The sequence below is a fragment of the Streptomyces sp. NPDC059142 genome, assembly GCF_042755665.1.
Taxonomy (GTDB): Bacteria; Actinomycetota; Actinomycetes; order Streptomycetales; family Streptomycetaceae; genus Streptomyces.
On record NZ_JBHZDA010000033.1, the window covers coordinates 19,815 to 45,734 of the forward strand.

Below are 25,920 nucleotides of genomic sequence, written 5' to 3' on the forward strand. Positions count from 1 at the left end.
TCTCGACGCCAGAACTTGCAGAGGTAGTAATCCGTGACCGACGCGATGTACGACGGCACCGTGCCGAAGGTCCTTCCCCTGACCGCCGCTCAGCGGGGATTGTGGTTCGCGCAGAAGCTCGATCCCGGGAATCCTTCGTACAACGTCGCCGAATACGCCGATGTCACCGGCCCCATGGATCCGGCGCGGCTGCGGGCGGCCGTGCGTCAGGTGGTCGCGGAGACGGATGCGCTGCGGCTGACCTTCGGGGAACGTGACGGCGTCCCCTTCCAGACGGTGCACGCCTCCGGCGGGGTCGAGGTCCCGCTGGTCGACCTGTCCGCGGCGGACGACCCGTACGGCGAGGCGGTGCGCCGGATGCGGGCGGAACTGACGGTGCCGGCCGACATCGCCCGGGGGCCCCTGGTACGGATGGTCCTCTACCGGCTGGGCGAGGAGCGCCACCTCTTCCACCAGCAGGTGCACCATCTCGCGCTGGACGGTTACGGGGCGGCCCTCGCCCTGTCCCGTATCGCCGAGGTCTACACCCGGCCGGACGCAGCCCGGGTCCTGCCCGCCCGGGCGCCGGGAGCGGGACTCGGCGCGGTCGTCGAGGAGGACCGTGCCTACCGTGCGTCGGAGGAGTACACGGCCGACCGCGCCTTCTGGACGGAGTACCTGGACGGGGCGCCCGCACCCGTCGGACTCGCCGGGGGATCGGCGGCTCCCGGGCACGGATTCCACTCCGTGGCGGGGGAGTTCGACGCGGCCGGCGCGGATCGGCTGCGCGCCGCCGCGCGGCGGGCGGGGGTGGCCTGGCCGACCTTCTTCATGGCGGCCACCGGGGTCTATCTGCACCGCAGCCGGGGAGTCGGGGAGGTCGTGCTCGGGCTTCCCGTCACCGCCCGGCGGACAGAGGCGGCGCGTGCCACGCCGAGCATGCTCTCCAACGTGCTGCCCCTGCGGCTGGAGATATCCGCGTCGGACCGGGTGGCGGACGTCGCCAAGCGCGCCTCGGCCCAGGCGCGGCGGATCCTGCGGCATCAGCGTTTCCCCGCCGAGAGCCTGCGCTCCCTGCGTGGTCTGACCGGGCGGAACGAGCCGCTGACGGGGCCCTCGGTCAATGTGCTGGCCTTCGACGGCACCCTGCGCTTCGGCCCGGGTACCGCGACCCTGCGCAATCTCTCGATCGGCCCCGTGGCGGACCTGACCGTCGCCGTGCACGCGTCGTACGCGGACGGCGGTTTCCGGATGGATCTCCTGGGCAATCCGGGGCTCCACTCCCGCGCGGAACTCGCCGGGCACCAGGAGCGCTGCCGCCGGCTGATCGAGGCGTTCGCGGACGACCCGGACCGTCAGATCGGCTCCCTGCGGATCGTGGGCGACGACGAACACCGCCGGGTTATCCGCCTGGGCGCGGGGGAGAGCGCCCGCCCCGGGGCGGCGGAGCCGGTGAAGACACTGCCCGAGCAACTCGCCGACCAGGCGCTCCGTACCCCCGACGCGACGGCGGTGGTGCACGGGGAGAGCCGGCTGACGTTCGGCGGGCTCGCGGAGCGGGTCACGGCTCTCGCCGCCGTGCTCTCCGCACGGGGCGCCCGCCCCGGGACCTGTGTGGCGGTCGGGCTCGCCCGCTCCACCGACCTGGTGGCCACGATGCTCGCGGTGATGCGGACCGGCGCGGCCTATCTGCCCCTCGACCCCGCGTATCCGGCCGACCGGCTCGACCACATGATCGAGGACGCGCGTCCGGCCGTACTGGTGGCGGCGGCTCAGGGCCTGGCCCGGCTGACCGCCGCGAAGGGGCTCCCCCTGGTGGACCCGGCGCTCGTGGACACGGCGGCGGCGGACCCGGCCGACGGCGAGCCGGTCCGTCCCGGACCGCACGACGCCGCGTACATCATCTACACCTCCGGCTCGACGGGCCGCCCCAAGGGCGTCGTCGTGGAACACCGCTCCCTGAGCAATCTGCTCGGGCACCACCGCCACGACTCCCACGCGCTCGCCGAACGGGCGCTGGGCCGCCGGCTGCGGGTCGCCCTGACCGCCGCGACCTCGTTCGACGCGTCCTGGGACCCGGTGCTGTGGATGGTCGCGGGACACGAACTGCACCTCGTGGACGACGACACCCGCAGAAACCCCGAGGCGCTGGTGGAGTTCCTCGCCGCGCGCCGTATCGACGCCGTCGAGACCACCCCCACCCATCTGCGGCAGATGGTCACCGCGGGGCTCCTCACCGGGGGCGGCCACCGGCCACGTGTCATCGCACTCGGCGGGGAAGCCGTCGACGACGCGCTGTGGAACGAACTCGCCGTCCACCCCGATCTGCTGGTGTTCAACTTCTACGGCCCGACGGAGACCACGGTCAACGCGGTCACCAGCCGCGTCACCGGGGACAAGCCGGTCATCGGGCGCCCCGTCGCCGGGGCGCGGGCGTATGTGCTGGACCCCTCGCTCCACCCCCTGCCGCAGGGCGCCACCGGTGAGCTGTACCTCTCCGGCGAAGGCGTCGCACGCGGCTACGCGGGCCGCACCGGACTGACGGCCGAACGGTTCCTCCCCGACCCGTTCGGGCCGCCCGGCGGCCGGATGTACCGCACCGGGGACCTGGCCCGCTGGGGCGCGGACGGCTCGCTGGAGTACCTGGGCCGCAGCGACCGGCAGATCAAGCTCCGGGGCCACCGGGTGGAGACCGGCGAGATCGAGGCGGTCCTGCGCGGGCTGCCCGGGATCACCGGGGCGGCCGTGGTGCTGACCGCCCCCGCGGACGGTCCGCAACGGCTCGCCGCGTACTGGGTGGCGGACCCGGACCTCCCCGAACCCGGCGCGACGACCGTACGGGACGCACTGGCCGCCGTGCTCCCCGAGCACATGGTGCCCACCGCCTACGCCGCCGTGGAGCGGCTGCCGCTCACCCCCAACGGCAAGCTGGACCCCGGCCGGCTGCCGCGCGCCCGTCCGGTCGCGGCGCCCGGCGGCGCCCCGCGCACCCCGGACGAGGCCCTGATGTGCGAGGTGTTCGCGGACTGCCTGGGCCTGCCCCGGGTCGGGCGGGACGACAACTTCTTCTCGCTGGGCGGGCATTCGCTGCTCGCGACCCAACTGGTCAGCCTGATCCGCGGACGCTTCGGCGCGGAGATCCCGATCCGGTCGCTGTTCGAGTCACCGACCCCGGCGGCCCTGGCCGCGCTGCTGGACACCGCCTCACCGGCCCGGCCCCCGCTGACGGCGGTCGTGCCGCGCCCGGACCGGCTGCCGCTCTCCGCCGGCCAGCAGGGCCTGTGGCTGCTGGAGAAGATGGGCGGGGCGGGCACCGCCTACCACCTGCCGGTCGCGCTGCGGCTGAGCGGACCGCTGGACCGGTCGGCGCTGGCCGGCGCCCTGGCGGACCTGGTCGGGCGGCACGAGAGCCTGCGTACCGTCTTCGGCGAGGACGCGGACGGCCCGTACCAGCGCGTCCTGCCGGCCGAACCGGCACGGCCGGAGCTGTCCGTGACCGAGGCCGCCGAAGGGGCGGCCGTGCGGCCGGACACCTCCCCGTTCGACCTGGAGCACGAACTTCCGCTGCGCGCCGAGCTGTTCGCGTACGGCGCGGAGGACCATCTGCTCGTGCTGACACTGCACCACATCGCCGCCGACGGCTGGTCCATGGCACCGCTGACGCGTGATCTCTCCGACGCCTACACCGCGCGCCGGGGCGGCACGGCGCCCGCGTGGGAACCCCTGCCCGTCCAGTACGCCGACCACGCGCTCTGGCAGCGGGAGCTGCTGGGCGACCCCCGGGACGAGGACGGCCTCGCCCGGCGCCGGCTCGCCCACTGGTCCGGGGTGCTCGACGGGGCGGCCCACGAGGTCACCTTCCCCACCGACCGGCCGCGCCCGGCCCGGCCCTCGGGTGCCGGAGCCTCCGTGCCCGTACGGATCGGTCCCGCGGCCCACCGCGCGCTCGCGGAGCTGGCCGGGTCCAGCGGGTCGAGCGCCTTCATCGTGCTGCACGCCGGGCTCGCCGCCCTCATGACCCGGCTCGGCGCCGGGGAGGACATCGTGATCGGCACCCCGGTCGCGGGCCGTACCGACGAGAGCGTCGGCGACCTCATCGGATTCTTCGTCAACACGCTCGCGCTGCGCACGGACACCTCGGGCGCCCCCGCGTTCCGGGAGCTGGTGCGGCGGGTACGGGACACCGACCTGACCGCGTACGCCCACCAGGAACTGCCTTTCGAGCGGATCGTGGAGGAGCTGGCGCCCGCCCGCGCCCTGTCGCGCCATCCGCTGTTCCAGGTGATGCTCAGCCTCGACAACACCCCGCCGCCGCGCCTCGCCCTGCCGGAACTGACGGTCCGTCATGAACCGTCCGTGGGACGCGGCGGTGCCAAGTTCGACCTGACCTGGGACCTGCGGGAACACCACGACGCCCTCGGCGCGCCCGCCGGGATCAGCGGCGAACTGGAGTACAGCGAGGACCTGTTCGACCACCGGACCGCCGAACGGTTCGCGGAGCACTTCGTCCGGCTGCTGACCGCCGCGCTGACCGCACCCGACCTGCCGTACCCGGACCTCGACTTCCTGACGGCCGACCAGCACCGGGCCGCGCTGGACGAACTCCCGCGCGCCGTCCCCCGTCCACGCGAGCAGATGCCGCCCGGCCACCCCGGGCTCGACGTGCCGCACTGGACGGTGCTGGACGTACTGGCCACCCGCGTGATCGTCACTCCGGGCCGCACCGCGGTCGTCGCCGCCGACGGCCGGCTCACCTTCGGTGAACTCCACGAGCGGGTCGAGCGGTTGGCCCGGACCCTGCACGCCTCGGGTGTCCGCCACGGCGACCGGGTGGCCGTCGCGCTCCCCCGTACCTCGTCCTACGTCGTCGCGCTGCTGGCCGTACTGCGGGCCGGCGCCGTCCACGTACCGCTCGACCCGTCCCATCCACGGGTCCGCAACGAACTGATCCTGGACACCGCGTCGCCCCGGCTCGTGCTCTCCACGGCGGAGGCCGCCGACGCGCTGCCCCCCGGGCCCGGCCTCCTGCTGCTGGACGATCCGTCCGTCCCGCGCCCGACCGGCGGGGAACTGCCCGCGCCGCCCCTCGCCCAGGACGCCGCCTACATCCTCTACACCTCGGGTTCCACGGGCCGCCCCAAGGGCGTGGCCGTCGAGCACCGGGCGCTCGCCAACCTCCTCGCGAGCCACCAGGAGAGGCTGATGGCCCCGGCGGAGCGCGCGAACAACGGCCTGCCCCTGAGGGTCGCCCTGACCGCCGCCATGACGTTCGACGCGTCCTGGGACCCGCTGCTGTGGATGGTCGCCGGACACGAACTCCACCTGGTGGAGGACTCCGTACGACGTGACCCGGAGGCGCTCACCGCCTTCCTCCACGACCACGCGATCGACGTCGTGGAGACCACCCCGTCCTTCCTCGAACAGCTCAGGACCTGCGGGCTGTTCGCGGCCGGCCGGCCCCGGCCGCGGGTCCTCGCACTCGGCGGCGAGGCCGTCAACGAGTCGCTGTGGAGCGAGCTGGCCGCCCTGCACGACGTCGCCGTGTGGAATCTCTACGGTCCCACCGAGGCCACCGTCGACAGCGTGATGGGCCGGATCGTCCCCGGGAGCAGACCGCACCTGGGCCACCCGGTGGCGCACACCCGGGCGCGGGTCCTGGACGCCCGGCTGCGCCCGGTCGCGCCCGGGGTGACCGGTGAGCTGTACCTCAGCGGGACCGGTCTGGCCCGGGGGTACGAGAACCGCTCCGCCACCACCGCCGAACGCTTCCTGCCCGACCCCCACGGCCCGCCGGGCACCCGGATGTACCGCACCGGGGACCTGGTGCGGCGCAGGGAAGGCCGACTGGAGTACGCGGGGCGCGCCGACGGCCAGATCAAGGTGCGCGGCTTCCGGGTCGAGACCGGCGAGGTGGAGGCCGCGCTGACCGCCCACCCCGGTGTCGCCCAGGCGGCCGTCACCGTACGCCCCGACGCCGAGGGCGGCGGCCGGCTCACCGCCTGGGTCGTGCCCTGCGACGGGCAGCGGGCGTCAGCCCGGGAACTGAGGGCCTTCACGGCGGACCGGCTGCCCGGCTACATGGTCCCCTCCACCGTGGTGCGGGTCGACGCGCTCCCGCTGACCGCCCACGGCAAGGTGGACTTCGAAGCCCTCCCCGCCTCCCCGCGGACCGAGGAGCCGGGCGGGGCCGAGGAGGCCGGCGCCGAACCGCCCCGTTCCGCGCGCGAGGAGATCCTGTGCGCGCTGTTCGCGGAGAGCCTGGGGGTCGCACAGGTCTCCCGCGACGGCGACTTCTTCGAACTCGGCGGGCACTCCCTCCTCGCCACCCGCCTGGTCGGCCGTGTCCGGGCCGCCTTCGGCGTCGAACTGCCGGTCCGCTCGCTCTTCGAGTCGACCACGCCGGCCGCCCTCGCGGAGCGCCTGGACGAGGCGGGGGCCGCGCGCCCCGCGCTGCGGCGCGCCACCCGGCCCGCCCGGCCCCCGCTCTCCCCGGCCCAGCGGAGGCTGTGGTTCCTGCACCGGATGGACCCGGAGGACGGCGCCTACCACCTGCCGATCGCCGTACGGCTGACGGGACATCTGGACCGGCGGGCGCTGCGCCGCGCGCTGGCCGATGTGGTGGCCCGCCACGAGAGCCTGCGCACGGTCGTGCACGAGCACGGCCCCGACCCCTTCCAGGTGGTACTGGACCCGGGCGACGCCCGCCCCGGGCTGCCGGTGACAGCCGTCGAGGAGTCCGCTCTGGACGGTGTGCTGCGCGACCACGCGACACGCCCCTTCGACCTGTCCCGCCACATTCCGCTGCGCGCCGAGCTCTTCGAGACGGGCGAGGACCGGCACGTACTCCTGCTGACGGTGCATCACATCGCGGCCGACGGCTGGTCGATGGGGCCGCTGGCCGAGGACCTCGCCGGAGCCTATGCCGCGCGTACCGCCGACCGCGCGCCGAACTGGACTCCGCTGCCGGTGAGTTACATCGACTACACCCTGTGGCAGCGGACCCTGCTCGACGGCTCCCCGGGTGCGGAATCCCTCCTGTCCCGCCAACTCGCCCACTGGGTCGGTGCGGTGGCGGGTGCCCCGGAGGAGACCCCGCTGCCCGCCGACCGTGCGCGGCCCGCCGTGCCCACCGGCCGAGGCGGTACGGTCCCGCTCCCGCTGCCGTCCACGACATCGGCGGCCGTCGCCGAACTGGCCTCGTCCTGCGCGTCCAGCACCTTCATGGTGCTGCACGCCGCCCTGGCGGCGCTGCTGCGGCGGCTCGGCGCGGGCGACGACCTCACCATCGGCACACCCGTCGCGGGCCGGACGGACGAGGCGCTGGACGGGCTCGTCGGCTTCTTCGTCAACACCCTCCCGCTGCGGGTGGACGCCTCCGGCGACCCGACCTTCCGGGAGCTGCTGGCCCGGGTACGGGAGACGGATCTGGCGGCCTACGCCCACCAGGACCTGCCCTTCGAACGGCTGGTGGAAGAGGTGCGGCCGACCCGCTCCCTCGCCCGCCACCCCCTGTTCCAGGTGATGCTCACCCTGAACAACAACCGGCCGCCCCGGCTGGACCTGCCGGGACTCCACGCCGAACTCGGCGGTGTGGAGACCGGAGGAGCCAAGTTCGACCTGTCGTTCGGCTTCACCGAGCGGCCCGGCGCCGAGGGCGGACCCGCCGCGCTCGACGGCACCCTGGAGTTCAGCGGGGACCTCTTCGACCCGGCGACGGCGCGGCGGATCGCCCGGTGGTTCGCCCGGGTGGTGGAGCGCGCGGTCGCCGCCCCGGACACACCGCTCTCCGGCCTCGGCCCGCTGGACGCCGCCGAGGAGGCGCGGCTGCTGGCGCTCGGCGACGGCGGCCGGGTCCCCGGCGACCCGGGCACCGTCCTGGACCGCTTCGCGCGCACCGTGGCCGGGGCCCGCAGCGGGGACATCGCGGTCACCGCACCCGACGGGCGGCTCTCGTTCGCCGCGCTCGACGCGCGCTCCGACCGGATCGCCGCCCTGCTGCACGCCTCGGGCGTACGGCGCGCGGACCCCGTGGCGGTCCTGCTGCCCCGCTCGACCGACTCGATCGCGACGCTGCTCGGCGTGGTCAAGGCCGGCGCCGTCTACGCGCCGGTCGACCCCTCGCTTCCCGAGGGGCGGATCGAGGCCGTGCTGGCGGACGCCCGCCCCCGGCTCACCGTCACCGCGCGGGCGACCGAGGGCCTGCTCCCCGCCACCGCCGCCCGGCTGGTACTGGACGGCGACGCGGCGGCGCACGCGCTCAAGGCCCCCGCCGGACCCCGCGACGCCGCACGGCCGGGCTCCGCGGACGCCGCGTACCTCCTGCACACCTCCGGCTCCACCGGCCGGCCCAAGGGCGTGCTGGTCGGTCACGGCTCCCTGGCCCGGCTGCTGGAGCACCACCGGCGGCAGGTCTTCGCCCCCGCCGTGCGCGCCGCGGGCCGGGACCGGCTCTCCGTGGCGCTGACCACCGCGCTCTCCTTCGACGCGGCCTGGGACCCGGTGCTGTGGATGATCGACGGCCACCACCTCCACCTCGTGGACGACCTCACCCGGCGCGACGCCGAAGCGCTCGTCGCGAGCGTGCGCGACCGGCGGCTGGACGTCCTGGAGACCACCCCGACCCATGTACGGCATCTGCTGGACGCCGGCCTCCTGGACCGGACGGCGCCCCACCGGCCGTCCGTACTGATCCTGGGCGGCGAGGCCGTCCCGGCCGGGCTCTGGAGCGAGCTGCGCGCCGTCCCGGACGTGCGCTGCTGGAACTTCTACGGTCCGACGGAGGCGACCGTCGACACCCTGGAGGCGCCTCTCGACTCGGCCGGACACCCGGTACTCGGCGCCCCGGTGGCCGGCACCCGCGCCTATGTGCTCGACGCGGCGCTGCGGCCGGCGCCGCCCGGGGTGCCCGGGGACCTCCACCTCGCCGGTGACAGCCTCGCCCTCGGCTACCACGGCAGGCCCGGGGAGACCGCCCGGGTGTTCCTGCCCGACCCGTACGGTCCGCCGGGAAGCCGGATGTACCGCACCGGCGACCGCGCGCGCCGCACCCCCGACGGCGCCCTCGAATTCACCGGGCGCGCCGACGGCCAGCTCAAGATCCGCGGCTTCCGCGTCGAGCCCGAGGAGATCGCGGCGGTCCTCGAAGAACATCCCGCCGTCGACCGGGCCGCCGTGATCGCCCACGAGGCCGAGGACGGCACCCGGCTGGCCGCCTACCTCGTCCCCGCCTCCGGAGGCGCCGGGACCGCCGACGCCGGGACCGCCGACACGGCCGGGTTCGACGCCGTACGCGACCACGCGGCGCGCCGGCTGCCCGCCTACATGGTGCCCTCCGGCTGGCGGCGCCTGGACCGGCTCCCCCTCACCGTCCACGGCAAACTCGACCGCCGGGCGCTGCCCGCCCCCGGGGCGCCGGCGCGCGGCGGCTCCCAGGGGCGCGCCCCGCGCGGCCCGCGCGAGGACGTCCTGTGCACGCTGTTCGCGGAAGTCCTCGGCGTCGAACGGGTGATGATCGACGACGACTTCTTCGCCCTCGGCGGCCACTCGCTGCTTGCGACCCGGCTCATCGGCCGGGTGCGTACCGCCCTCGGCGCGGACGTCTCCATCCGTACGCTCTTCGAGGCGCCGACCGTCGCCGCGCTGGCCGGCCGGCTGCTCGACGCGGCGGACGACGACCCGCTGGCGACGCTGCTGCCGCTGCGCACGTCCGGCGGGCGACCCCCGCTGTTCTGCGTCCACCCGGCGGGCGGGCTCGCCTGGTCGTACGGCGGGCTGCTGCCGCATCTCGACGGCGACCAGCCGGTGTACGGGCTCCAGACCCCGAACCTGGACGGTACGGAGCCCTTCCCCGGCTCCATCGAGGCCATGGCGGCGGGGTACGTGGCCCAGGTGCGCACCGTCCAGCCGCACGGCCCGTACCACCTGTTCGGCTGGTCCTTCGGGGGCAACGTGGCGCAGGAGATGGCGGTCCAGCTCCAGGAGGCCGGCGAGCGGGTCGACCTGCTCGCCCTCGCGGACGCGTTTCCGCTGGCCCCCCTCGACGACCTGGACAGCGCCGACCGGGACACGGTCTTCCGCGCGCTGCTGGCCAACCTGGGGGTGGACGGGGACGCCCTGGCGGGTGCGGAGGCCGTCGACGCGGCCTCCGTACGGGACGAGTTCCGGCGTACGGGCAGCCCCCTCGGTTCGCTCGAACCGGCCACGATCGACGCGATGGTGGACAACTTCGCCGGTCAGGCGCGGCTGATGCGGGCCTACACCCCCCGGACCTTCCACGGCCCCGTCCTCTTCTTCACCGCCACCGAGGGACGTCCCGCCGACGCCTTCGGGCTCGGTCTGTGGGCGCCGTACATCGGCGGACACATCGAGAACCACGACGTGGCGTGCGCGCACGCCCAGATGATGCAGCCGGCCGCCCGTGAGCGGATCGGCACCACCGTGGCGGCGGCCCTGCGCACCGCCCACCGCACCGTACAAGGAGAGATCTCGTGACGAACCCCTTCGACGACCCCAGGACCCAGCACCGCGTCGTCGTCAACCACGAGGACCAGCACGCCCTGTGGCCGTCCTTCGCCGACGTCCCCGCCGGGTGGGAGCCGGTCTTCGGCCCCGCCGACCACGGCGCCTGCCTGGAGTACGTCGACCGCAACTGGACGGATCTGACGCCCAGGAGCGCCCGGATCACCGTGGCGTGAACCGCCCGCACCTCCGATCCGCCGACGAGAGGCAACGATGACGGCGCACCACCCCCCGGCGATACGCGCCGAGGGTCTCACCAAGAGGTTCGGCGACCGGCAGGCCCTGGCGGGCGTGGACCTCGAAGCGCCGCCCGGCACCGTGCTGGGCGTCCTCGGGCCCAACGGGGCCGGGAAGACCACCACCGTCCGGGTGCTGTCCACCCTGCTGCGGCCGGACTCCGGACGCGCCTGGGTGGCCGGGCACGACGTCCTGCGCGACCCGGAGGGCGTACGGGCGTGTCTCGGCCTCTCCGGCCAGTACGCGGCGGTGGACGAGAAGCTCACCGGCCGCGAGAACCTGTATCTCGTCGGCCGGCTGTACGGGATGGGCCGGCGCGAGGCGCGGCGCAGAGCCGCCGAACTGCTCGCCCGGTTCCGGCTGGAGGAGGCCGCCGACCGCGCGAGCGGCACCTTCTCCGGAGGGATGCGCCGACGGCTGGACCTGGCGGGCGCGCTGGTGGCCCGTCCCGCCGTCGTCGTCCTGGACGAACCCACCACGGGGCTCGACCCCCGCGGCAGGGCCGACACCTGGGCGTCCATCGGTGAACTGGTGGCGGCGGGTACGACGGTCCTGCTCACCACCCAGTATCTGGAGGAGGCCGACCAACTGGCCCACTCCGTCGTGGTGATCGACCGCGGCCGGGTCGTCGCCCGCGGTACCCCGGCGGAGCTGAAGGCGCGCGTCGGGGGCGAGCGGCTGGCGCTCACGGTCGCCGATCCGACGGTCCGCGCGGGCGCGTACGCCGTGCTGGACGGGCTCGGGCCCCACACCCCGGACCTGGACCGGCACACCGGGCGGTTCACGGTCACCACGGACCACGGGGCGGAGACCCTGGAGTACACCCTGGGCTGCCTGCGGCGCGCGGGCATCGCCGTCCAGGACGTCGAACTGGCGCCGCCGACGCTCGACGACGCCTTCCTCGCCCTCACCGGGCAGCCCGGAACCGTCCGGCCGGCGGGGGAGGACCGCTGATGGCGTCCGTGAAGCGGGTCGCCCGCGACGCCACGATCATCGCGTGGCGCAATCTGCTCAACCTGCGCCGGACACCGGGCTCGGTGATCGCGGCGCTCGTCCAGCCGGTGATGTTCGTCCTGCTCCTGGCGTACGTGTTCGGCGGCAGCCTGGGCGGAGCCGAGTACCGCACCTTCCTGATGGGCGGCATCTTCGCCCAGGCGGTCACGTTCAACGCGGCGTTCACCGCGCTCGGCCTCGCCCACGACCTGGACAAGGGGATGGTCGACCGGTTCCGTTCGCTGCCCATGCCGAGGGCGGCGGTGATCCTGGGCCGGACCCTCTCCGACCTGACGATGACCTGTGTCACCCTCGCGGTCACCTCGCTCTGCGGGCTGCTCGTGGGCTGGCGTGTCTCCGCCTCACCCGGTGAGGCGGTGCTCGCCTACCTGCTCGTCCTGGCCTTCGCCTTCGCGATGTCCTGGGTCGGCGCCACCATCGGGCTGATGGCGCGGAGCGTGGAGGTGGCGCAGAGCGCCGGTCTCATCTGGCTCTTCCCCGTCACCTTCGTCTCCTCGGCCTTCGTCTCGACCGAGACGATGCCCGGCCCCCTGCGGACGGTCGCGGAGTGGAATCCGGTCTCGGCCACCGCCACCGCGGTCCGCGGGCTCTTCGGCAACGCGCCGCCCGCGGGCATCGTGCCGGGCGACGCGTGGCCGGTCGTGCATGCCCTGCCGTACGCCCTCCTGTGCGCTGCGGCGATCACCGCGGCGTTCATGGCGACGGCTCTGGGCAGATTCCGGCGTGTGACGGTGGGCTGACGGCCCGTCCGGCGGCCCGCCGCGCCACACCGCCCCCGCCTCCTCCTCGCGGGCGGCGGTGCTCCGGGCGAACTCCCCGGGGTGTCGCCGTCATTCCGGCAGATCTCGTACCGGGCCGGAGTCCAGGACTCCGGCGGTGAAGTCCGCCAACTGCGCCCGCATCCTGTCGCGCGGCACACCCTCGTGCCCGGCCAGATGCTCGACCAGATCGGCCCGGACGGCGGCGAGCAGGGCGTGCGCGGTGAAGCCGCTGTCGGCCGGGCCGGGGATCTGCCCCAGCATGGCGTCCAGCAGGCCGTGCCAACGCCCGTAATGCTCCGCCTGGTACGGGCTGCCGCTCCCGCCCTCCTCCAGGGCCAGCATCAGGGGGCGGTTGTCGAGCTTGAAGCACAGCAGGGCGTCGAGCAGCGCGGGTACGCGCTGCCGCGGCGGGGTCGCGGGGCCCAGGGGCGGCGGTCCGGCCTCGACGGCCTCCCTGACCGGCTCCAGCCGTGCTTCGTACAGGGCGCGCAGCAGACCGGTGCGGTCGCCGAAGGCACGGAAGAGGGTCCCTTTGCCGACATCGGCCGCCGCCGCGACGGCGGCCATGGTGACGCCTTCCGGGTTCTCGCCGCGGGCGAAGAGAGCGTCGGCGGCCGCGAGGACGGCCTGCCGGTTACGGGCAGCGTCCTTGCGGGGCTTGCGCTCGGGCATGGTGCGTCCTCCAGTTGCGAAGCGGACCCCGGGTCCGTATCTTTGAAGCGGACCCAGGGTCCGTATTCTATGAGATGGAGGATACCCATGTCCGCACCGACTTCTCCGGTGGACCTGTTCCGCCACAGCCTGCGGCTGCTGCTGGACAAGGACATTCCCGCGTGGGTGGACCTGTGGGCCGAGGACGGCTTCATGGAGTTCCCCTTCGCCCCCGACGGCCGGCCGAAGCGCCTGGAGAACCGGGAGGCCGTCGCCGCGTACATGCGCCACTACCCGGACCACATCGATCTGCGCGACTTCCCCGAGACGCGGATCCACCGGACCACCGACCCGGAGACCATCGTGGTGGAGATGCGCGGCGTCGGGCGCCTGGTGAAGTCCGACCGCCCCTTCGACATGACCTACATCGCCGTCGTCACGGTCCGGGACGGGCGATTCGCGTCCTACCGCGACTACTGGAACCCCCTCGTGCTCCTCGAACCCGGCACCGACTTCGCGGGGAGCAACCGATGACCGCCACCGGCACCACTCTGGTCATCGGCGCCACCGGCACCACCGGCGGCCGTACCGCCGCGCGGCTGACAGCCGCCGGCCACCGGGTCAGGGCCGCCGGCCGCCGGGCCGCCGCGGTCCCCGGCGCGCAGCCGGTCGTCTTCGACTGGTACGAACCCGCCACCCACGCCACCGCCCTCGACGGGGCCGACCGCGTCTACCTGATCCCGCCCGTGGGCGACCCCGACCCGGCGGCGGTCATGGTGCCGTTCCTCCGGCGGGCCCGCGCGGCCGGAGTGCGCCGCGCTGTGCTCCTCAGCTCCTCGGCCATCCCCGCGGGCGGCCCCGACGTGGGAGCGGTGCACCAATTGCTGCCCGATCTGTTCGAACAGTGGGCGGTGCTGCGGCCCTCGTGGTTCATGCAGAATTTCACCGGCGCCCACGCGCACGCCGTGAGCATCCGTGAGGAGGGGGCCATCTGGACCGCGACCGGCAGCGGCCGGGTCGGCTTCGTCGACGTGGAGGACATCGCGGCCGTCGCCGTCCACGCGCTGACCGACGAACACGCCCCCAACACCGATCTCGTTCTCACCGGGCCGGAGGCGCTCGGTTACGACGACATCGCCGCCACCCTCACCCAGGTCACCGGCCGGCTCGTCACGCACCACCGTCTGTCCTACGAGCAGATGCGCGACCGTCTCGCGGCGCAGGTGCCGGCGGAGTTCGCCGCGATGCTGGCCGGCATGGACCGTGCCATCGCCGAGGGGGCGGAGGACCGTACCACCGACACCGTCCGGCGCCTGACCGGCCGCCCCGCGCGCACCTTCCGCGCCCTCCTCGAAGGGGAGAGGGGATCCTTCCGCGCCTGACCGTGGCGCGGGGCGGCCGGTGGGACGGTCTACGGGAAGAGGGGCCCGTCGAGCTGTTCGGCCGCCGGACGCAGCGCCCACAGGTCGCCGCCCGGCGGCGGTTGCAGGCGCGGGATCGCCGCGCGGGCGGCGCGGTCGCCCGCGTCCGCCGCCGCGTGGACGATGTCCGTCGCCGCGTAACGGGAGAACTCCAGCTCCGGATACGGCCAGTCGGTCGCGCCGGTGGCCGCGGGCAGCAGGGTGCGGACGGCCTTGCGCAGGTTCTGGCCCTGCGGCCCCTCGTACGCCCAGAGGTTCACGCCGAGCTGTCGGCCGGTGGCGGCCAGGCGTGCGTACGCGACCAGGTTGAAGGTCGAGTAGTGCCAGCTTCGGGTGCGGGCGAGTTCCTGCGGCTGGCTGCCGTCCGCGGCGATCTGCACGTCGATCCGCTTCGCGCGGGCGTCGAGGACGGTCCTGCGGGCGAGGGCCCGGTCGCCGGTGGCCAGGGCGAGCGCGGCGACCTGCATGTCCATGAAGGTGCCGTGGTTGTTCACGGCGGCGGACTCCTGCTTGCCGAACGGGGAGTTGACCAGCCAGTCCAGGAAGTCCTGGTTCCAGGCGCGCATTCCGGCCCGGTCGCTCCTGGTCCACCCCGGGGCTCCGGTGTCGAGGAGGGCGAGCGCGTCCAGCACGCCGGTGTACTGCTGGGAGAAATCGATGACGCCGATGGAACGGCCGTCGTACTTGCACGGGATGAACTGCCCGTGGTTCAGGTTCGGGTTCATCCGGGTCGCCGGGGCCACGAACCAGGTGCGCAGGATCTCGGCGGCGTGCTCCGCGTACCGCTGGCGCCCCGTGTAGTACCAGGCGAGGCTGAGCGTGGTGGCGGAGGTGACCACCCGGCTGAGGTCGGGCCGGTCGGTACCGGTCTCCAGATCCGGGTTGCGTTCGCCGTCGCGTTCGACGTAGGGACAGCCCCAGGGGTTGTCCGCGGTCTTCGGCTGCGAGGGCCACCAGTACGGGGCCTGGCTCAGATAGTCGTGCGGGTCGCCGCTGGGGGCCGGCCGTGGCTTGTCGGTGACGGTCCACGGGCCCCGTCCGAGCCAGGAATCCGCCTGCGCGATGAGGGTGGCGACGGATCTGCGGAGCGCGGGGTCGCCCCGGTCGAGGGCGATACGGGTCTGCCGCATCCGCTGTCCGTCGATCACGACGGTCGCCGGGACCACGCGTGTGCCGTGGCCCGGGGCGGTGGCCGCGGCGGTCGGGGCGAGCGCCGCGGAGAGGGTGCCGAGGGCGAGGATCACCGAGAGGAACAGGGCTGCCGGACGCGACTGAGGAGTGCCGTTCATCGAACGCTCCCATCATGTACATGAACACGATTCACGAACGAGACCGTGCGAGCGTAGAGCCAGGGCGTGCACCCGGCAACAGGCCCGCACATCCCGGAAGTTGCCGTGCCACTTCGGGGTGTGCGTGCCTCCCGGGCCGTTCGGTGATCGACCTATCGGCCACCGCTCAGCGGAGACGCCCACGTGGGATCGTGCCGGGATCTCCCGGTGAGATGGGACAGCAGATGCTCCGCCGCGCGGCGGACGGTCCCGGGTGGCGCGCCGACCGCGACCAGGGCGGCCGTGAGCCGTGCCGCCGCCGCGTCCGGTACGTCCGGATCGGTGAGGAGGGGAAACAGCAGCAGGAGGCGGGCTGCCGCGTCCTGGACGCCTTCGGCCGTGGGGGACGGGCTGTCCGCGATACGGATCAGTTCGCGCCAGGTCAGCCCGGTTCCCGAGACGTCCCGCCCCCGGCCGGTGATCTGCTCGACGTGGCCTCCGCCGGGACGGGTGAGGAGGTGGTCGGTGCCGTGGTCGCCGTCCAGGTTGCGGTGGATCACCACGATCCCGGGACCGTCTTCGGCCGGCACCCTGAACACCGGCCAGCGGTCAGGGTCGAAGAGGATCTCGGACAGGGCATCGGCATCGGCGCCGTCGTCGCCGAACCACTCGGGAACCGGCTGCTCGGCACACTCCCCGTCACCGCACACCGCCCCGAGGTGGTTCGACCAGAAGCCCGGGCGCTCCAGCAGTGACTCGCCCGGCACCAAAGGACCGTGACCATATCCCGTGATCAGCACCCTTCGATCCTGTCACCAGCCGCCGACACCGTCCGATCCGGGATCGGCAACGGGGCGCCGCTAGGGTCATGAGCGTGTTGAACTCATCGTTGAGCGGGGACCTGGTCGTCGTCGGCGCCGGCATCGTCGGCGCGTCCGTGGCCTATCACGCGGCCCGGTCGGGGGCCACCGTGACGTTGGTCGACGCCGGGCGGCCAGGCGCGGGCGTGACGGCGGACTCGTTCGCCTGGGTCGGGGCGTCCGGCGTGCTCAGCGGTCCGGCCGCCGGGCTGCGGGCCACCGCGACGGCGGAGTACCGCCGCCTCGGGACCGAGTTGCCGGGGCTTCCGGTGACCTGGTCCGGCTCGCTGAGCTGGAACAGGCAGCAGAGCGCGCCGGACGCCGGACCCGGGCAGACCATCGTGGACGCGGCCACCGCGGCGACACTGGAACCCGCCCTGCGGCGGCCTCCGGAGTGGGCTGTCTGGGCGCCGGACGACGGCGCTGTCGACGCGGTGGGCGTGGCCGGGCGGCTGGCCGAGGGCGCTCGCGTCCATGGGGCGCGGGTGCGTCCGGACACGCGGGTCACCGAGGTCCACCGGGACGCGGCGGGCCGTATCGCCGGGGTCGGGACGACAGCAGGACCCGTTTCCGGCACGACGGTGGTGCTGGCGGCCGGCGTCGCCACGGCCGCCCTGGGCGCGTCGCTCGGCGTGCGCGTCCCGGTCGAACCGTCGCCGTGCCCGCTGTTCCGGCTCCGCGCCCCGGCCGGTCTGGTCCGTACCGTGGTCAACACCGAGGACTTCGATCTCCGGCAGGTCGCCCCGGACCGGCTGATCGCCGCCGCGGACTCGCCGGAGCGGACCCTTGCCGCCGTCCGGTCCACGTTCCACGGCGCCGGGAGCGTCGAACTGCTCGGCACCCGAATCGGAGTGCGCCCGATGCCGGCCGACGGCGAGCCGATCGTCGGCCCGGTCGCCGAGGTCCCCGGCCTCTACCTGGCGGTGATGCACTCGGCGGTCACGCTCGCCCCGGCCGTGGGCCGCCTGGTCGCACGGGAGTTGGTGGACGCAACCGTCGAGCCCGCTCTGTCGGGTTGCCGCCCGGACCGCTTCGGCGCCCTCGGGCAGCCGGACCGATGACGGCTTCCGGCGCCGGCCGGTGGCCGGAAGCACCGGTCCGACACCCGGCTCACGGCACCACGTTGCGCCGGAGGTGCACCGGACACTTCCACCGGCCCAGATGAACGAAGCAGCGGGCGGAAGCCCATCACCGCTCCAGCCGCACCGCGAGGTGCCATCGCGGCCTTGCGCCGGCCGGTCAAGCCGCCGATTTTACTGACCACGATCTGCCGCGTCGGTTCGTCGGCGGCCTCGGCGTACCGGTCGGCGAAGGCGTCGCAGACACCCACCGGGACGTCAGGCGCGGCACGGTCCGCGGAGTCCGGCCTCCCGGCGGCGGCCACGCACTGATCCACGCCGCGGTGGTCACCGTCCCCGGAGCCACCGTCACCGCCGGGCGCTGAAGTCCATGGTCCGCGACGGGCGGGGCGACCTGTGCGTCCACGGCCACGTGCCCTCACCGACTCCATCCCTCTCACCGGCGGGGGCAAGCCCGACAAGAAGGCCCTGCGGGGCAGCTCCACGCGTGTGTCGAAGAAGGCAGGAAGGGGCAGGCTCGGGCATACACGGGAGAAAGTGGTGAAAATGTCGATTCCGCAGCGGGGAGCAGAGAGCGAAAGCGCCCGACAGGCTTCCCGACCGGCCCCGGGGGCGTCACTGCTGTTGACGGAAGGGAGCATGCGGGCGCTGGGGCTGCGGGCGCTGGACATGCTGATCGACCACGTCGCGGCCCCGTCCGACAGCACGCCGGTGCCCGCGAGGACCGCCGGCGCCGCCGCGGCGCTTCTCCGGGATCAGCCGGTCCCGCACGCGGCGGTGGACGATCCGGCCGCGCTCCTCGACGAACTGCACCTGCTGTTACGCGACGGCAACGCCCATCCGGACCGTCCCGGCTTTCTGGCGTTCGTGCCGAGCCCCGGCACCTTCACCGGGGTGCTGGGCGCGGCTCTGGCCACCGGGTTCGCGGTGCCGACCGGGTGGCGGCTGACGGGGCCCGTCGCCAGCGCGATCGAGTCGGCCACCGTCGGCTGGCTGGTGGAACTGCTGGGCCTCTCCGAGGGCACATCGGGACTGTTCGTGCCGGGCGGTTCTCTGGCGAACCTGACCGCGCTGACCGCCGCCCGCGACGCGCGCGCGGGAGAAGAGCCGCACAGGGCCACGGCCTACGTCAGCGACCAGGCGCACTTCTCCGTGCGGCGTGCCCTGCACGTGCTCGGGCTGGGCGCGGACCGCGTCCGTATCCTGCCGAGCGACCGCGCCCAGCGCCTTCCCCTCGCGGCCCTCGCCGAGCGGGTCGGCCAGGACCGCCGGCAGGGCTCGTGTCCGTTCCTCGTGGTCGCCTCCGCGGGCACCACGGCGACCGGCGCCGTCGACCCGCTCCCCGAACTGGCCCGGTTCTGCGCCGAGGAGGGACTGTGGCTGCACGTGGACGGCGCCTACGGCGCCCCCGCCGCGCTGACCGACCGCGGGCGGCGGGCCCTGGCCGGCCTCGGACTGGCGGACTCGGTCACCGTGGACGCCCACAAGTGGCTCTTCCAGCCCGCAGAGACCAGTTGCGTGCTGCTGCGCGAACCCGCCCATCTGCGCCGGTCGTTCGGCGTGGAACTGCCCCCCTACCTGGCGGCCGACGGTACGGCGCCCGCGTCCGGGGCGCAGGACGACGGAGTCGATTTCCTTCAGTGGGGTGTCCAGCACACCCGCGAGTTCCGCGCGCTGCGGCTGTGGCTGTCGCTGAAGACCTTCGGAGCCGACGCCTTCCGCTCCGCGATCGACCGCGGCCTGGACACGGCCGAGGAGATCGCCCGCCACATCGACGCCTCGCCCGGCCTGGCCGTGGTCACCGGTCCCGCCCTGGCCGTGGTCACCTTCCGTCCCCTGCCGCGCGGGCCCGGCCCCGCACCGACCCCCCAGGAACAGGACCGGGCGGTCGACGAGGTGTGCCGCGCGCTCATGGACGAGGGACACGCGCTGGTGATGGCCGTCACCGTCGCCGGTCGCAGGGTCTTCCGGCTGTGCACGATCAACCCCCGTATCGAGACAGCACAGTTGCGGCGCGTGGTCGACCACATCGGCGCGCTCTGGCAGACCCGCACGGCCGCACCACCGTCCCCGCGCCCGACCCCCTCGGGGCAGGCCCGCGCCGAGGGAACCGCCGGATGACCCCGGACGCGACCGGGAGGAGCACTCCCCCCGGGACCGCCGTCGGCGGGGCGACGGCCTCACGCGGTACGCCCGGGACGAAGCGCGGCGAGGCCGACACCCGCCTCGACCATGTGGAGTTGCGCGAGGAGGCCATGCGGCTGACCGGCCTCGACGACTTCGGCTCTCCCGACCACCGGAGCGCGCTCGCGCATCTCACCGCCTCACTCGCCTCCCAGGCCCGGCTGAACCCGTACGGCCGTGCCGAGGCGCGCACAGTGCTCCTGGGCGCCCTGTGCACCCGTCTGCGCCTGCACGCCAACGCGCTTCCGGCCCTTGATCCGGCCCTCGGCCGGGGCCCGGTGGTGCTCGTCGGCCTTCCCCGGACCGGATCCACCCTGCTGCACCACCTGCTCGCCCACCACCCGTCGCTGCGCGCGCCCCGGCTGTGGGAACTGCTGGCTCCCCTCACGCCCCCGGGCACCACCGAGGACCAGCTCGTCGGCGCCGCGCGCCGGCACGTCACCGAGCACTTCCGGGCCGCTCCCGACCTGCGCCGTATCCACCCCACATCGGCGACCGGCCCGGAGGAGTGCGAGTACCTGATGAACACGGACTTCCGCAACGCCGTCCTCGCGACCATCAGCTACCGCCTGCCCGACTACGCCGCCTGGCTCATGGACCAGGACCTGACCGGCGCCTACCGCCTCCACCAGGCCCAGTTGCGGCACATCCTCGCCCGCCGGCCCGCCCCGGCGGGCGCCCGACTCCTGCTGAAGAGCCCCTCCCACGTCTGGCACCTGCCGTCCCTGGCCGCCGTCTACCCCCGAGCGGACCTCGTGGTGCTGCACCGCGACACCGATGCCGCGATCGGCTCGGTGTGCGGCCTCGCCCTCGCGGCACGCCGCAAACGCAGCGACGACGTGGACGCGCACGAGATCGGCCGCCAGATGACGGCCGCCACCCACACCGCGCTCGACCGCCTGCGCGCCTTCACCGCCCAGCCTCCGCCCGGCATCCGCTGCCTGGCCGTCACCTTCGACGAGCTCACCCGGAACCCCCGGGCCACCGCGGAACGCGTGAGCGACTGGCTGGGCGTACCCGTCACGGAATCCGTCCGCCGCGGCTGGCGCGACCACCTGTCGCGTCACCCGCGCCCCCCGCACGAGCACCCCCGAGGCCCGTGCGGACTGCCCTCCGCCGACGGCCGCCCGACGTCCTGACCCGCCACACGCCGTCCGTCGCCATGAGCTCGTCGTCCCGCCCACCCAAGGGGGCCCGCGTGTCCGAACCAGCCCGCTTGCCACGTCAGCTCGGTGCCTACCCCTTCGAACGGGAGCACTGTCTCTCGCCCTTCCCGCACACCGACCTGCTGGACCAGGACCGGATGGCCGTCGTCACGATGCCCAGCGGCCACCCCGCCCACCTCGCCGTACGCCACGCCGACGTCGTACGGGTGCTCGCCGACCGCCGCTTCAGCCGCCGCGCCATGCTCACCGCGCCGGACGGCCCCCGTATGACCCACGCCGACCTCGACGAACCCAGCCTCCTGGGCCTGGACCCTCCCGACCACACCCGCGTACGGCGGCTGTGCGCCCCCGCCCTGAGCGCGAGAGCCGTCGAAGCCCTGCGCCCGGCCCTCGACACCCGGGTGACCCGCCTGCTGGACTCGATCGACGCGGACGCCGTCGCGGACCGGCCCGTCGACCTGCACCGAGCCTTCTCCCTGCCCCTGGCCACCGGCATGGTCTGCGACCTGCTCGGCGTCCCCGAAGAGCAACGCGCTCCGCTGCTGCACTGGTCCCGCCAGAAACTCGCCCTCACCAGCCTGCCACCCGACCGGACCCGCGCCGGCCACCAGGCCCTGCGCGCCCACTGGCACCACCTCCTGTTCGGCGGCCCCCACTACGGAAGCGGACTCAGCCCGGGCGGCGGCCTGCTGCGCACCCTGCTCCAGAGCCACCAGCACGGCTCCATCTCACGCGCCGAACTCCTCGCCACCGCCGTCAACCTGTACGTCGCCGGCCACGCCACCACCGCCGCCACCCTCACCAACGGCCTGCTCCACCTGCTCATCCACCGCGACCAATGGCAGGCTCTCCGCCGCGACCCGGCACTGATCGACAGGGCAGTCCTGGAGATCCTCCGCTACGACACGATCGCCGACGCCGCCCTGCCCCGCCTCGCCACCAGTGACATCCGCCTGGGCCGCACCCGCATCCGGGCCGGCGAGGCCGTCATCCCCTCCCACGCCCACGCCGACCGCGACCCCCGTGTCTTCACCGACCCGCACACCTTCGACATCACCCGCACCCCCGGCCCCCTGCTGGCCTTCGGCCACGGCCCCCACCGCTGCATCGGAGCCCGCCTCGCCCTGCTCGAACTCAGCACGGCCTTCCTCGCGTTCAGCCGCCGCCACCCCGGCCTCACCGTCTCCCGCCCCGTCACCCGACTGCCCTTCCTCAACGGCTCCCTGATCGGCGGAGTCGCCCAACTGCCCGCGACCGGACTCGGCCCGGCGACGTCCTGACCGACCCGCCGCGCCGCACGCCCGGCGCGCCTGCTCGCGGCCTGCCCGACGGCACGGTCCGATACGGGGCATCTCCATCGCACGGGCACCTCCCGCACGAGCGCGACGGCGAATTGTGCGTCCGGACGGCACTGAAGCGGCGGGAGGACGCGTGTGCCCCCTGGCAGCGGGCGGCGTCCCCGAAGGACGGCGTGGCTTGGGCACTCTGCGCCGACAATTACACTCGGTTACTATGCTCACTTCATGCCGGAGGCGGGAAGCGAGGGGCGTAGCGTCGGCGGCGGACTGCTCGGGGAGCAGGGGGAACCGCCCGCCGGTCGGAACTCCCCAGATTCTCCCCAGGGTCGTTGACAGGTGATTCCCCTGTTCCGGCCTTCCGAGGCTGTCCATGGATTGCAAGGTCGAAGAGACGGGTAGCCTGGCGAAATGTTGAATGAGGTCACCGCGACCCGCTACATCACGCCCCTGCGTGAGGGTGGCTCGCTGCCGGGGCTCGTCGAGGCCGACGACCTCGGCACGTACGTCATGAAGTTCACCGGAGCCGGGCAGGGCCGTAAGACGCTCGTCGCCGAGGTCATCTGCGGGCAGCTCGCGCGCAGGCTCGGGCTGCCCGTTCCGGAGCTGGTGCGGATGGAACTCGACCCGGTCATCGGGCTCTCGGAGCCCGATCAGGAGGTGCAGGAGCTGCTGAAGGCCAGCGGTGGACCGAACCTCGGGATGGACTATCTGCCGGGGTCGATCGGCTTCGATCCGCTGGCGTACGAGGTGAGTTCCGAGGAGGCGGGGCGGATCGTCTGGTTCGACGCCGTCATCAACAACGTCGACCGCTCCTGGCGCAACCCCAACCTGCTGGTGTGGCACGGGGATCTGTGGCTCATCGACCATGGCGCCACCATGATCTGGCACCACAACTGGCCGGGCGCCCAGGCGTCGGCCGCCAAGCCGTACAACGCCTCCGACCACGCGCTCGCGCCCTTCGCGCCCGATCTCGCGGCCGCCGCCGAGCGGCTCGCCCCGCTGGTCACCGAGGAGCTGCTGACCGAGGTCACCGCCGAGGTGCCGGAGGAGTGGCTGGCCGACGAGCCCGGTTTCGACTCCACCGACGCGCTGCGCCGCGCGTATGTGGCGCCGCTGCTGGAGCGCGCCGCGACGATCCACCGGCGCATCACCCTCGGCGCACCGAGCGTCGAGCGGCCCTCGCGCGCCCCGGGGTGGCTGGCCGACCGGCTCGCCCCCCGGCCGCGCCGGGCGCAGGGTACGCGGAGCGAGAAGGGGGACGCCCAGTGAGCACGAAGGACTTCACCGGGCCCACGTACGTCAAGAACGTCAAGGGCGAGAAGGACACGTACGAGTACGCGCTGCTGCGGGTCGTACCGCGTGTCGAGCGGGGCGAGTGTTTCAACGCCGGGGTGCTGGTCTACTGCCGCGCGCGGTCCTACGTCGGCGCCCTCACCCATCTCGACGAGGCCAAGCTGTCCGCCCTCGACCCGAGGGCCGATCTCGCGGGGGTACGGGCGGCGCTGCGCGCCGTCGAGGGCATCTGCGAGGGCGGCGCCGCGGCCGGACAGGCCGCGGCGGACGACGCGGGCCGGCGCTTCCGCTGGCTGATCGCGCCGCGCTCCACCGTCGTACAGCCGGGCCCCGTCCACACGGGGCTGACGGCCGATCCGAGGGCCGAGGCGGAACGGCTGCTGAGCCTTCTCGTCCTCTGAGTTCCGTCCGTCCCCCTTCGCTCCCGCCGCTCTTTCCGTCTTTTCCCGCGGCCGATTCCGTCACCGGCGTCGTCGGCCGTTGACACGGGGTGCTGCGGCTTCTAGCGTCTGTCTGCTGAACCTACTAAGCGGTTGCTCAGCATCAGGGCCGCAGGATCCTAGGGCGAGGAGAACAGGGATGTCCACCACCGAGCAGCGCGTAGCGGTCGTGACCGGGGCGGCGCGTGGCATTGGCGCCGCCACCGCCGTACGGCTGGCCGCGGACGGCCGTGCCGTGGCCGTACTCGACCTGGACGAGGCGGCCTGCAAGGACACCGTGGAGAAGATCACCGCCGCGGGCGGCACCGCCCTCGCCGTCGGCTGCGACGTCTCGGACTCCGCGCAGGTGGAGGCGGCCGTCGCCCGGGTCGCCGCAGAGCTGGGCGCGCCGACCGTCCTCGTCAACAACGCGGGCGTGCTCCGGGACAACCTCCTCTTCAAGATGAGCGAGTCCGACTGGGACACGGTGGTGAACGTCCACCTCAAGGGCGCCTTCCTGATGGCGAAGGCATGTCAGAAGCACATGGTGGACGCCGGGTTCGGCCGTATCGTCAGCCTCTCCTCCAGCTCCGCGCTGGGCAACCGGGGCCAGGCCAACTACGCCGCTGTGAAGGCGGGCCTCCAGGGCTTCACGAAGACCCTCGCCAAGGAGCTGGGCAAGTTCGGCATCACGGCCAACGCGGTGGCCCCCGGCTTCATCGTCACCGAGATGACCGCGCAGACCGCCGCCCGGGTCGGCATGGGCTTCGAGGAGTTCCAGGCCGCCGCCGCCACCCAGATCCCCGTACAGCGGGTCGGGCACCCCGAGGACGTCGCCAACGCGATCGCGTTCTTCGCGGGTGACGCGGCCGGATTCGTCTCCGGACAGGTCATGTACGTGGCCGGCGGGCCGCTCAACTAAGAGGGGGGACTGCCGACATGACGGAGCAGACCGAGCGTACGGAGCCGGGCGCGCGGGCCCCGGAGAGCGGGAGGGCCGCGCTGGTCACCGGCGCGAGCCGGGGGATCGGGTACGGCGTGGCCGAGGCGCTCGTCGCGCGCGGCGACCGGGTGTGCATCACCGGCAGGAACGAGGACGCGCTCAAGGAGGCCGTGGAGCGGCTCGGCACCGACCGGGTGATCGGTGTGGCGGGCAAGGCGCACGACCTGGCGCACCAGGCCGTCGCCGTGGAGCGCGCCATGGAGGCGTTCGGACGGGTCGACTTCCTGGTCAACAACGCGGGGACGAACCCGGTCTTCGGCCCGATGGCCGAGCTGGACCTCGACGTGGCCCGCAAGGTGTTCGAGACCAACGTCATCTCCGCCCTCGGCTTCGCCCAGCACACCTGGCGCGCCTGGCAGAAGGAGAACGGCGGCGCGATCGTGAACATCGCGTCCGTCGCCGGGATCTCCGCGTCGCCCTTCATCGGCGCGTACGGGATGAGCAAGGCGGCCATGGTCAATCTGACCCTCCAGCTCGCCCACGAGTTCGCGCCGTCCGTCCGGGTCAACGCCATCGCACCCGCCGTGGTCAAGACCAGATTCGCCCAGGCGCTGTACGAGGGCCGGGAGGCCGAGGCCGCCGGCGCCTATCCGCTGGGCCGGCTGGGGGTGCCCGAGGACATCGGCGGCGCCGCGGCCTTCCTCACCTCCGACCAGTCGGACTGGATCACCGGGCAGACGCTCGTGGTCGACGGCGGGATCTTCCTCAACGCCGGAGTCGGCTGAGCGCGGCCGGGGGGGGGGCGGGGGGGGGGGGTCGGGCGGGGCGG

17 protein-coding genes are annotated in these 25,920 nt (G+C 73.9%); 14 read left to right on the top strand and 3 right to left on the bottom strand.

Annotation, left to right across the window (positions count from 1 at the left end; translation table 11 throughout):
• Window positions 1-45 precede the first annotated feature (45 nt).
• The 4 genes from ACFXPK_RS14925 to ACFXPK_RS14940 are packed head-to-tail and all read left to right on the top strand — an operon-like array spanning window position 46 to window position 12,488.
• A complete protein-coding gene (locus tag ACFXPK_RS14925) occupies window positions 46-10,470 on the top strand; it encodes an amino acid adenylation domain-containing protein (RefSeq protein ID WP_385075386.1) in 10,425 nt (3,474 codons plus the stop codon).
• Window positions 10,467-10,673, top strand: a complete 207-nt coding sequence (locus tag ACFXPK_RS14930) for an MbtH family protein (protein ID WP_384991539.1) — start codon at window positions 10,467-10,469, stop codon at window positions 10,671-10,673. The genes ACFXPK_RS14925 and ACFXPK_RS14930 overlap by 4 nt, the downstream gene beginning before the upstream one ends.
• A 37-nt stretch (window positions 10,674-10,710) precedes the next feature.
• The gene (locus ACFXPK_RS14935) at window positions 10,711-11,688 is read left to right on the top strand and encodes an ATP-binding cassette domain-containing protein (protein ID WP_384991537.1); all 978 of its coding nucleotides are present in this window, start codon (window positions 10,711-10,713) and stop codon (window positions 11,686-11,688) included.
• Complete coding sequence (locus ACFXPK_RS14940) at window positions 11,688-12,488, top strand: ABC transporter permease (protein ID WP_384991535.1); 801 nt, start codon at window positions 11,688-11,690, stop codon at window positions 12,486-12,488. The genes ACFXPK_RS14935 and ACFXPK_RS14940 overlap by 1 nt, the downstream gene beginning before the upstream one ends.
• Before the next feature lie 90 nt (window positions 12,489-12,578).
• Here the strand turns inward: ACFXPK_RS14940 and ACFXPK_RS14945 are convergent, their stop codons facing one another.
• Window positions 12,579-13,181 carry a TetR/AcrR family transcriptional regulator gene (locus ACFXPK_RS14945; protein WP_385075324.1) on the bottom strand — a complete coding sequence of 201 codons (603 nt, stop codon included), beginning with the start codon at window positions 13,179-13,181 and terminating at the stop codon, window positions 12,579-12,581.
• An 87-nt stretch (window positions 13,182-13,268) separates the two neighbouring features.
• Between ACFXPK_RS14945 and ACFXPK_RS14950 the strand changes: the two genes are divergently transcribed.
• Entirely contained in the window at window positions 13,269-13,694 is a 426-nt protein-coding gene (locus ACFXPK_RS14950; RefSeq protein ID WP_384991530.1) for a nuclear transport factor 2 family protein, read from the top strand.
• Complete coding sequence (locus ACFXPK_RS14955; RefSeq protein ID WP_385075327.1) at window positions 13,691-14,542, top strand: NAD(P)H-binding protein; 852 nt, start codon at window positions 13,691-13,693, stop codon at window positions 14,540-14,542. Before ACFXPK_RS14950 ends, ACFXPK_RS14955 begins: the two co-directional genes overlap by 4 nt.
• A gap of 29 nt (window positions 14,543-14,571) precedes the next feature.
• On the opposite strand, the gene ACFXPK_RS14960 is transcribed toward ACFXPK_RS14955, so the two are convergent.
• Together ACFXPK_RS14960 and ACFXPK_RS14965 are read right to left on the bottom strand one after the other, a co-directional pair.
• Window positions 14,572-15,870 carry an alginate lyase family protein gene (locus ACFXPK_RS14960; RefSeq protein WP_385075329.1) on the bottom strand — a complete coding sequence of 433 codons (1,299 nt, stop codon included), beginning with the start codon at window positions 15,868-15,870 and terminating at the stop codon, window positions 14,572-14,574.
• Window positions 15,871-16,022: 152 nt separating this feature from the next.
• A complete protein-coding gene (locus tag ACFXPK_RS14965; protein WP_385075332.1) occupies window positions 16,023-16,616 on the bottom strand; it encodes a hypothetical protein in 594 nt (197 codons plus the stop codon).
• A gap of 107 nt (window positions 16,617-16,723) precedes the next feature.
• Between ACFXPK_RS14965 and ACFXPK_RS14970 the strand changes: the two genes are divergently transcribed.
• From ACFXPK_RS14970 to ACFXPK_RS15005, 8 genes are all read left to right on the top strand, one after another.
• Window positions 16,724-17,770, top strand: coding sequence for an NAD(P)/FAD-dependent oxidoreductase (locus tag ACFXPK_RS14970; protein ID WP_385075335.1), 1,047 nt, complete (start codon window positions 16,724-16,726; stop codon window positions 17,768-17,770).
• 657 nt (window positions 17,771-18,427) lie between these two features.
• Window positions 18,428-19,909, top strand: coding sequence for a pyridoxal phosphate-dependent decarboxylase family protein (locus ACFXPK_RS14975; protein WP_385075337.1), 1,482 nt, complete (start codon window positions 18,428-18,430; stop codon window positions 19,907-19,909).
• Window positions 19,906-21,111, top strand: a complete 1,206-nt coding sequence (locus tag ACFXPK_RS14980) for a sulfotransferase family protein (protein WP_385075340.1) — start codon at window positions 19,906-19,908, stop codon at window positions 21,109-21,111. The genes ACFXPK_RS14975 and ACFXPK_RS14980 overlap by 4 nt, the downstream gene beginning before the upstream one ends.
• Before the next feature lie 59 nt (window positions 21,112-21,170).
• Complete coding sequence (locus ACFXPK_RS14985) at window positions 21,171-22,418, top strand: cytochrome P450 (RefSeq protein WP_384991514.1); 1,248 nt, start codon at window positions 21,171-21,173, stop codon at window positions 22,416-22,418.
• Between the two features lie 426 nt (window positions 22,419-22,844).
• Window positions 22,845-23,705, top strand: coding sequence for a HipA family kinase (locus ACFXPK_RS14990; RefSeq protein ID WP_385075343.1), 861 nt, complete (start codon window positions 22,845-22,847; stop codon window positions 23,703-23,705).
• Window positions 23,702-24,130, top strand: coding sequence for a DUF3037 domain-containing protein (locus ACFXPK_RS14995; protein WP_385075346.1), 429 nt, complete (start codon window positions 23,702-23,704; stop codon window positions 24,128-24,130). The genes ACFXPK_RS14990 and ACFXPK_RS14995 overlap by 4 nt, the downstream gene beginning before the upstream one ends.
• A gap of 178 nt (window positions 24,131-24,308) precedes the next feature.
• Window positions 24,309-25,070: a 3-oxoacyl-ACP reductase FabG gene (gene fabG, locus ACFXPK_RS15000; RefSeq protein WP_384991502.1), complete on the top strand. Its 762-nt coding sequence runs from the start codon at window positions 24,309-24,311 to the stop codon at window positions 25,068-25,070.
• A 17-nt stretch (window positions 25,071-25,087) separates the two neighbouring features.
• Window positions 25,088-25,876: an SDR family oxidoreductase gene (locus ACFXPK_RS15005; RefSeq protein ID WP_384991500.1), complete on the top strand. Its 789-nt coding sequence runs from the start codon at window positions 25,088-25,090 to the stop codon at window positions 25,874-25,876.
• The last annotated feature ends 44 nt before the right edge of the window (window positions 25,877-25,920 follow it).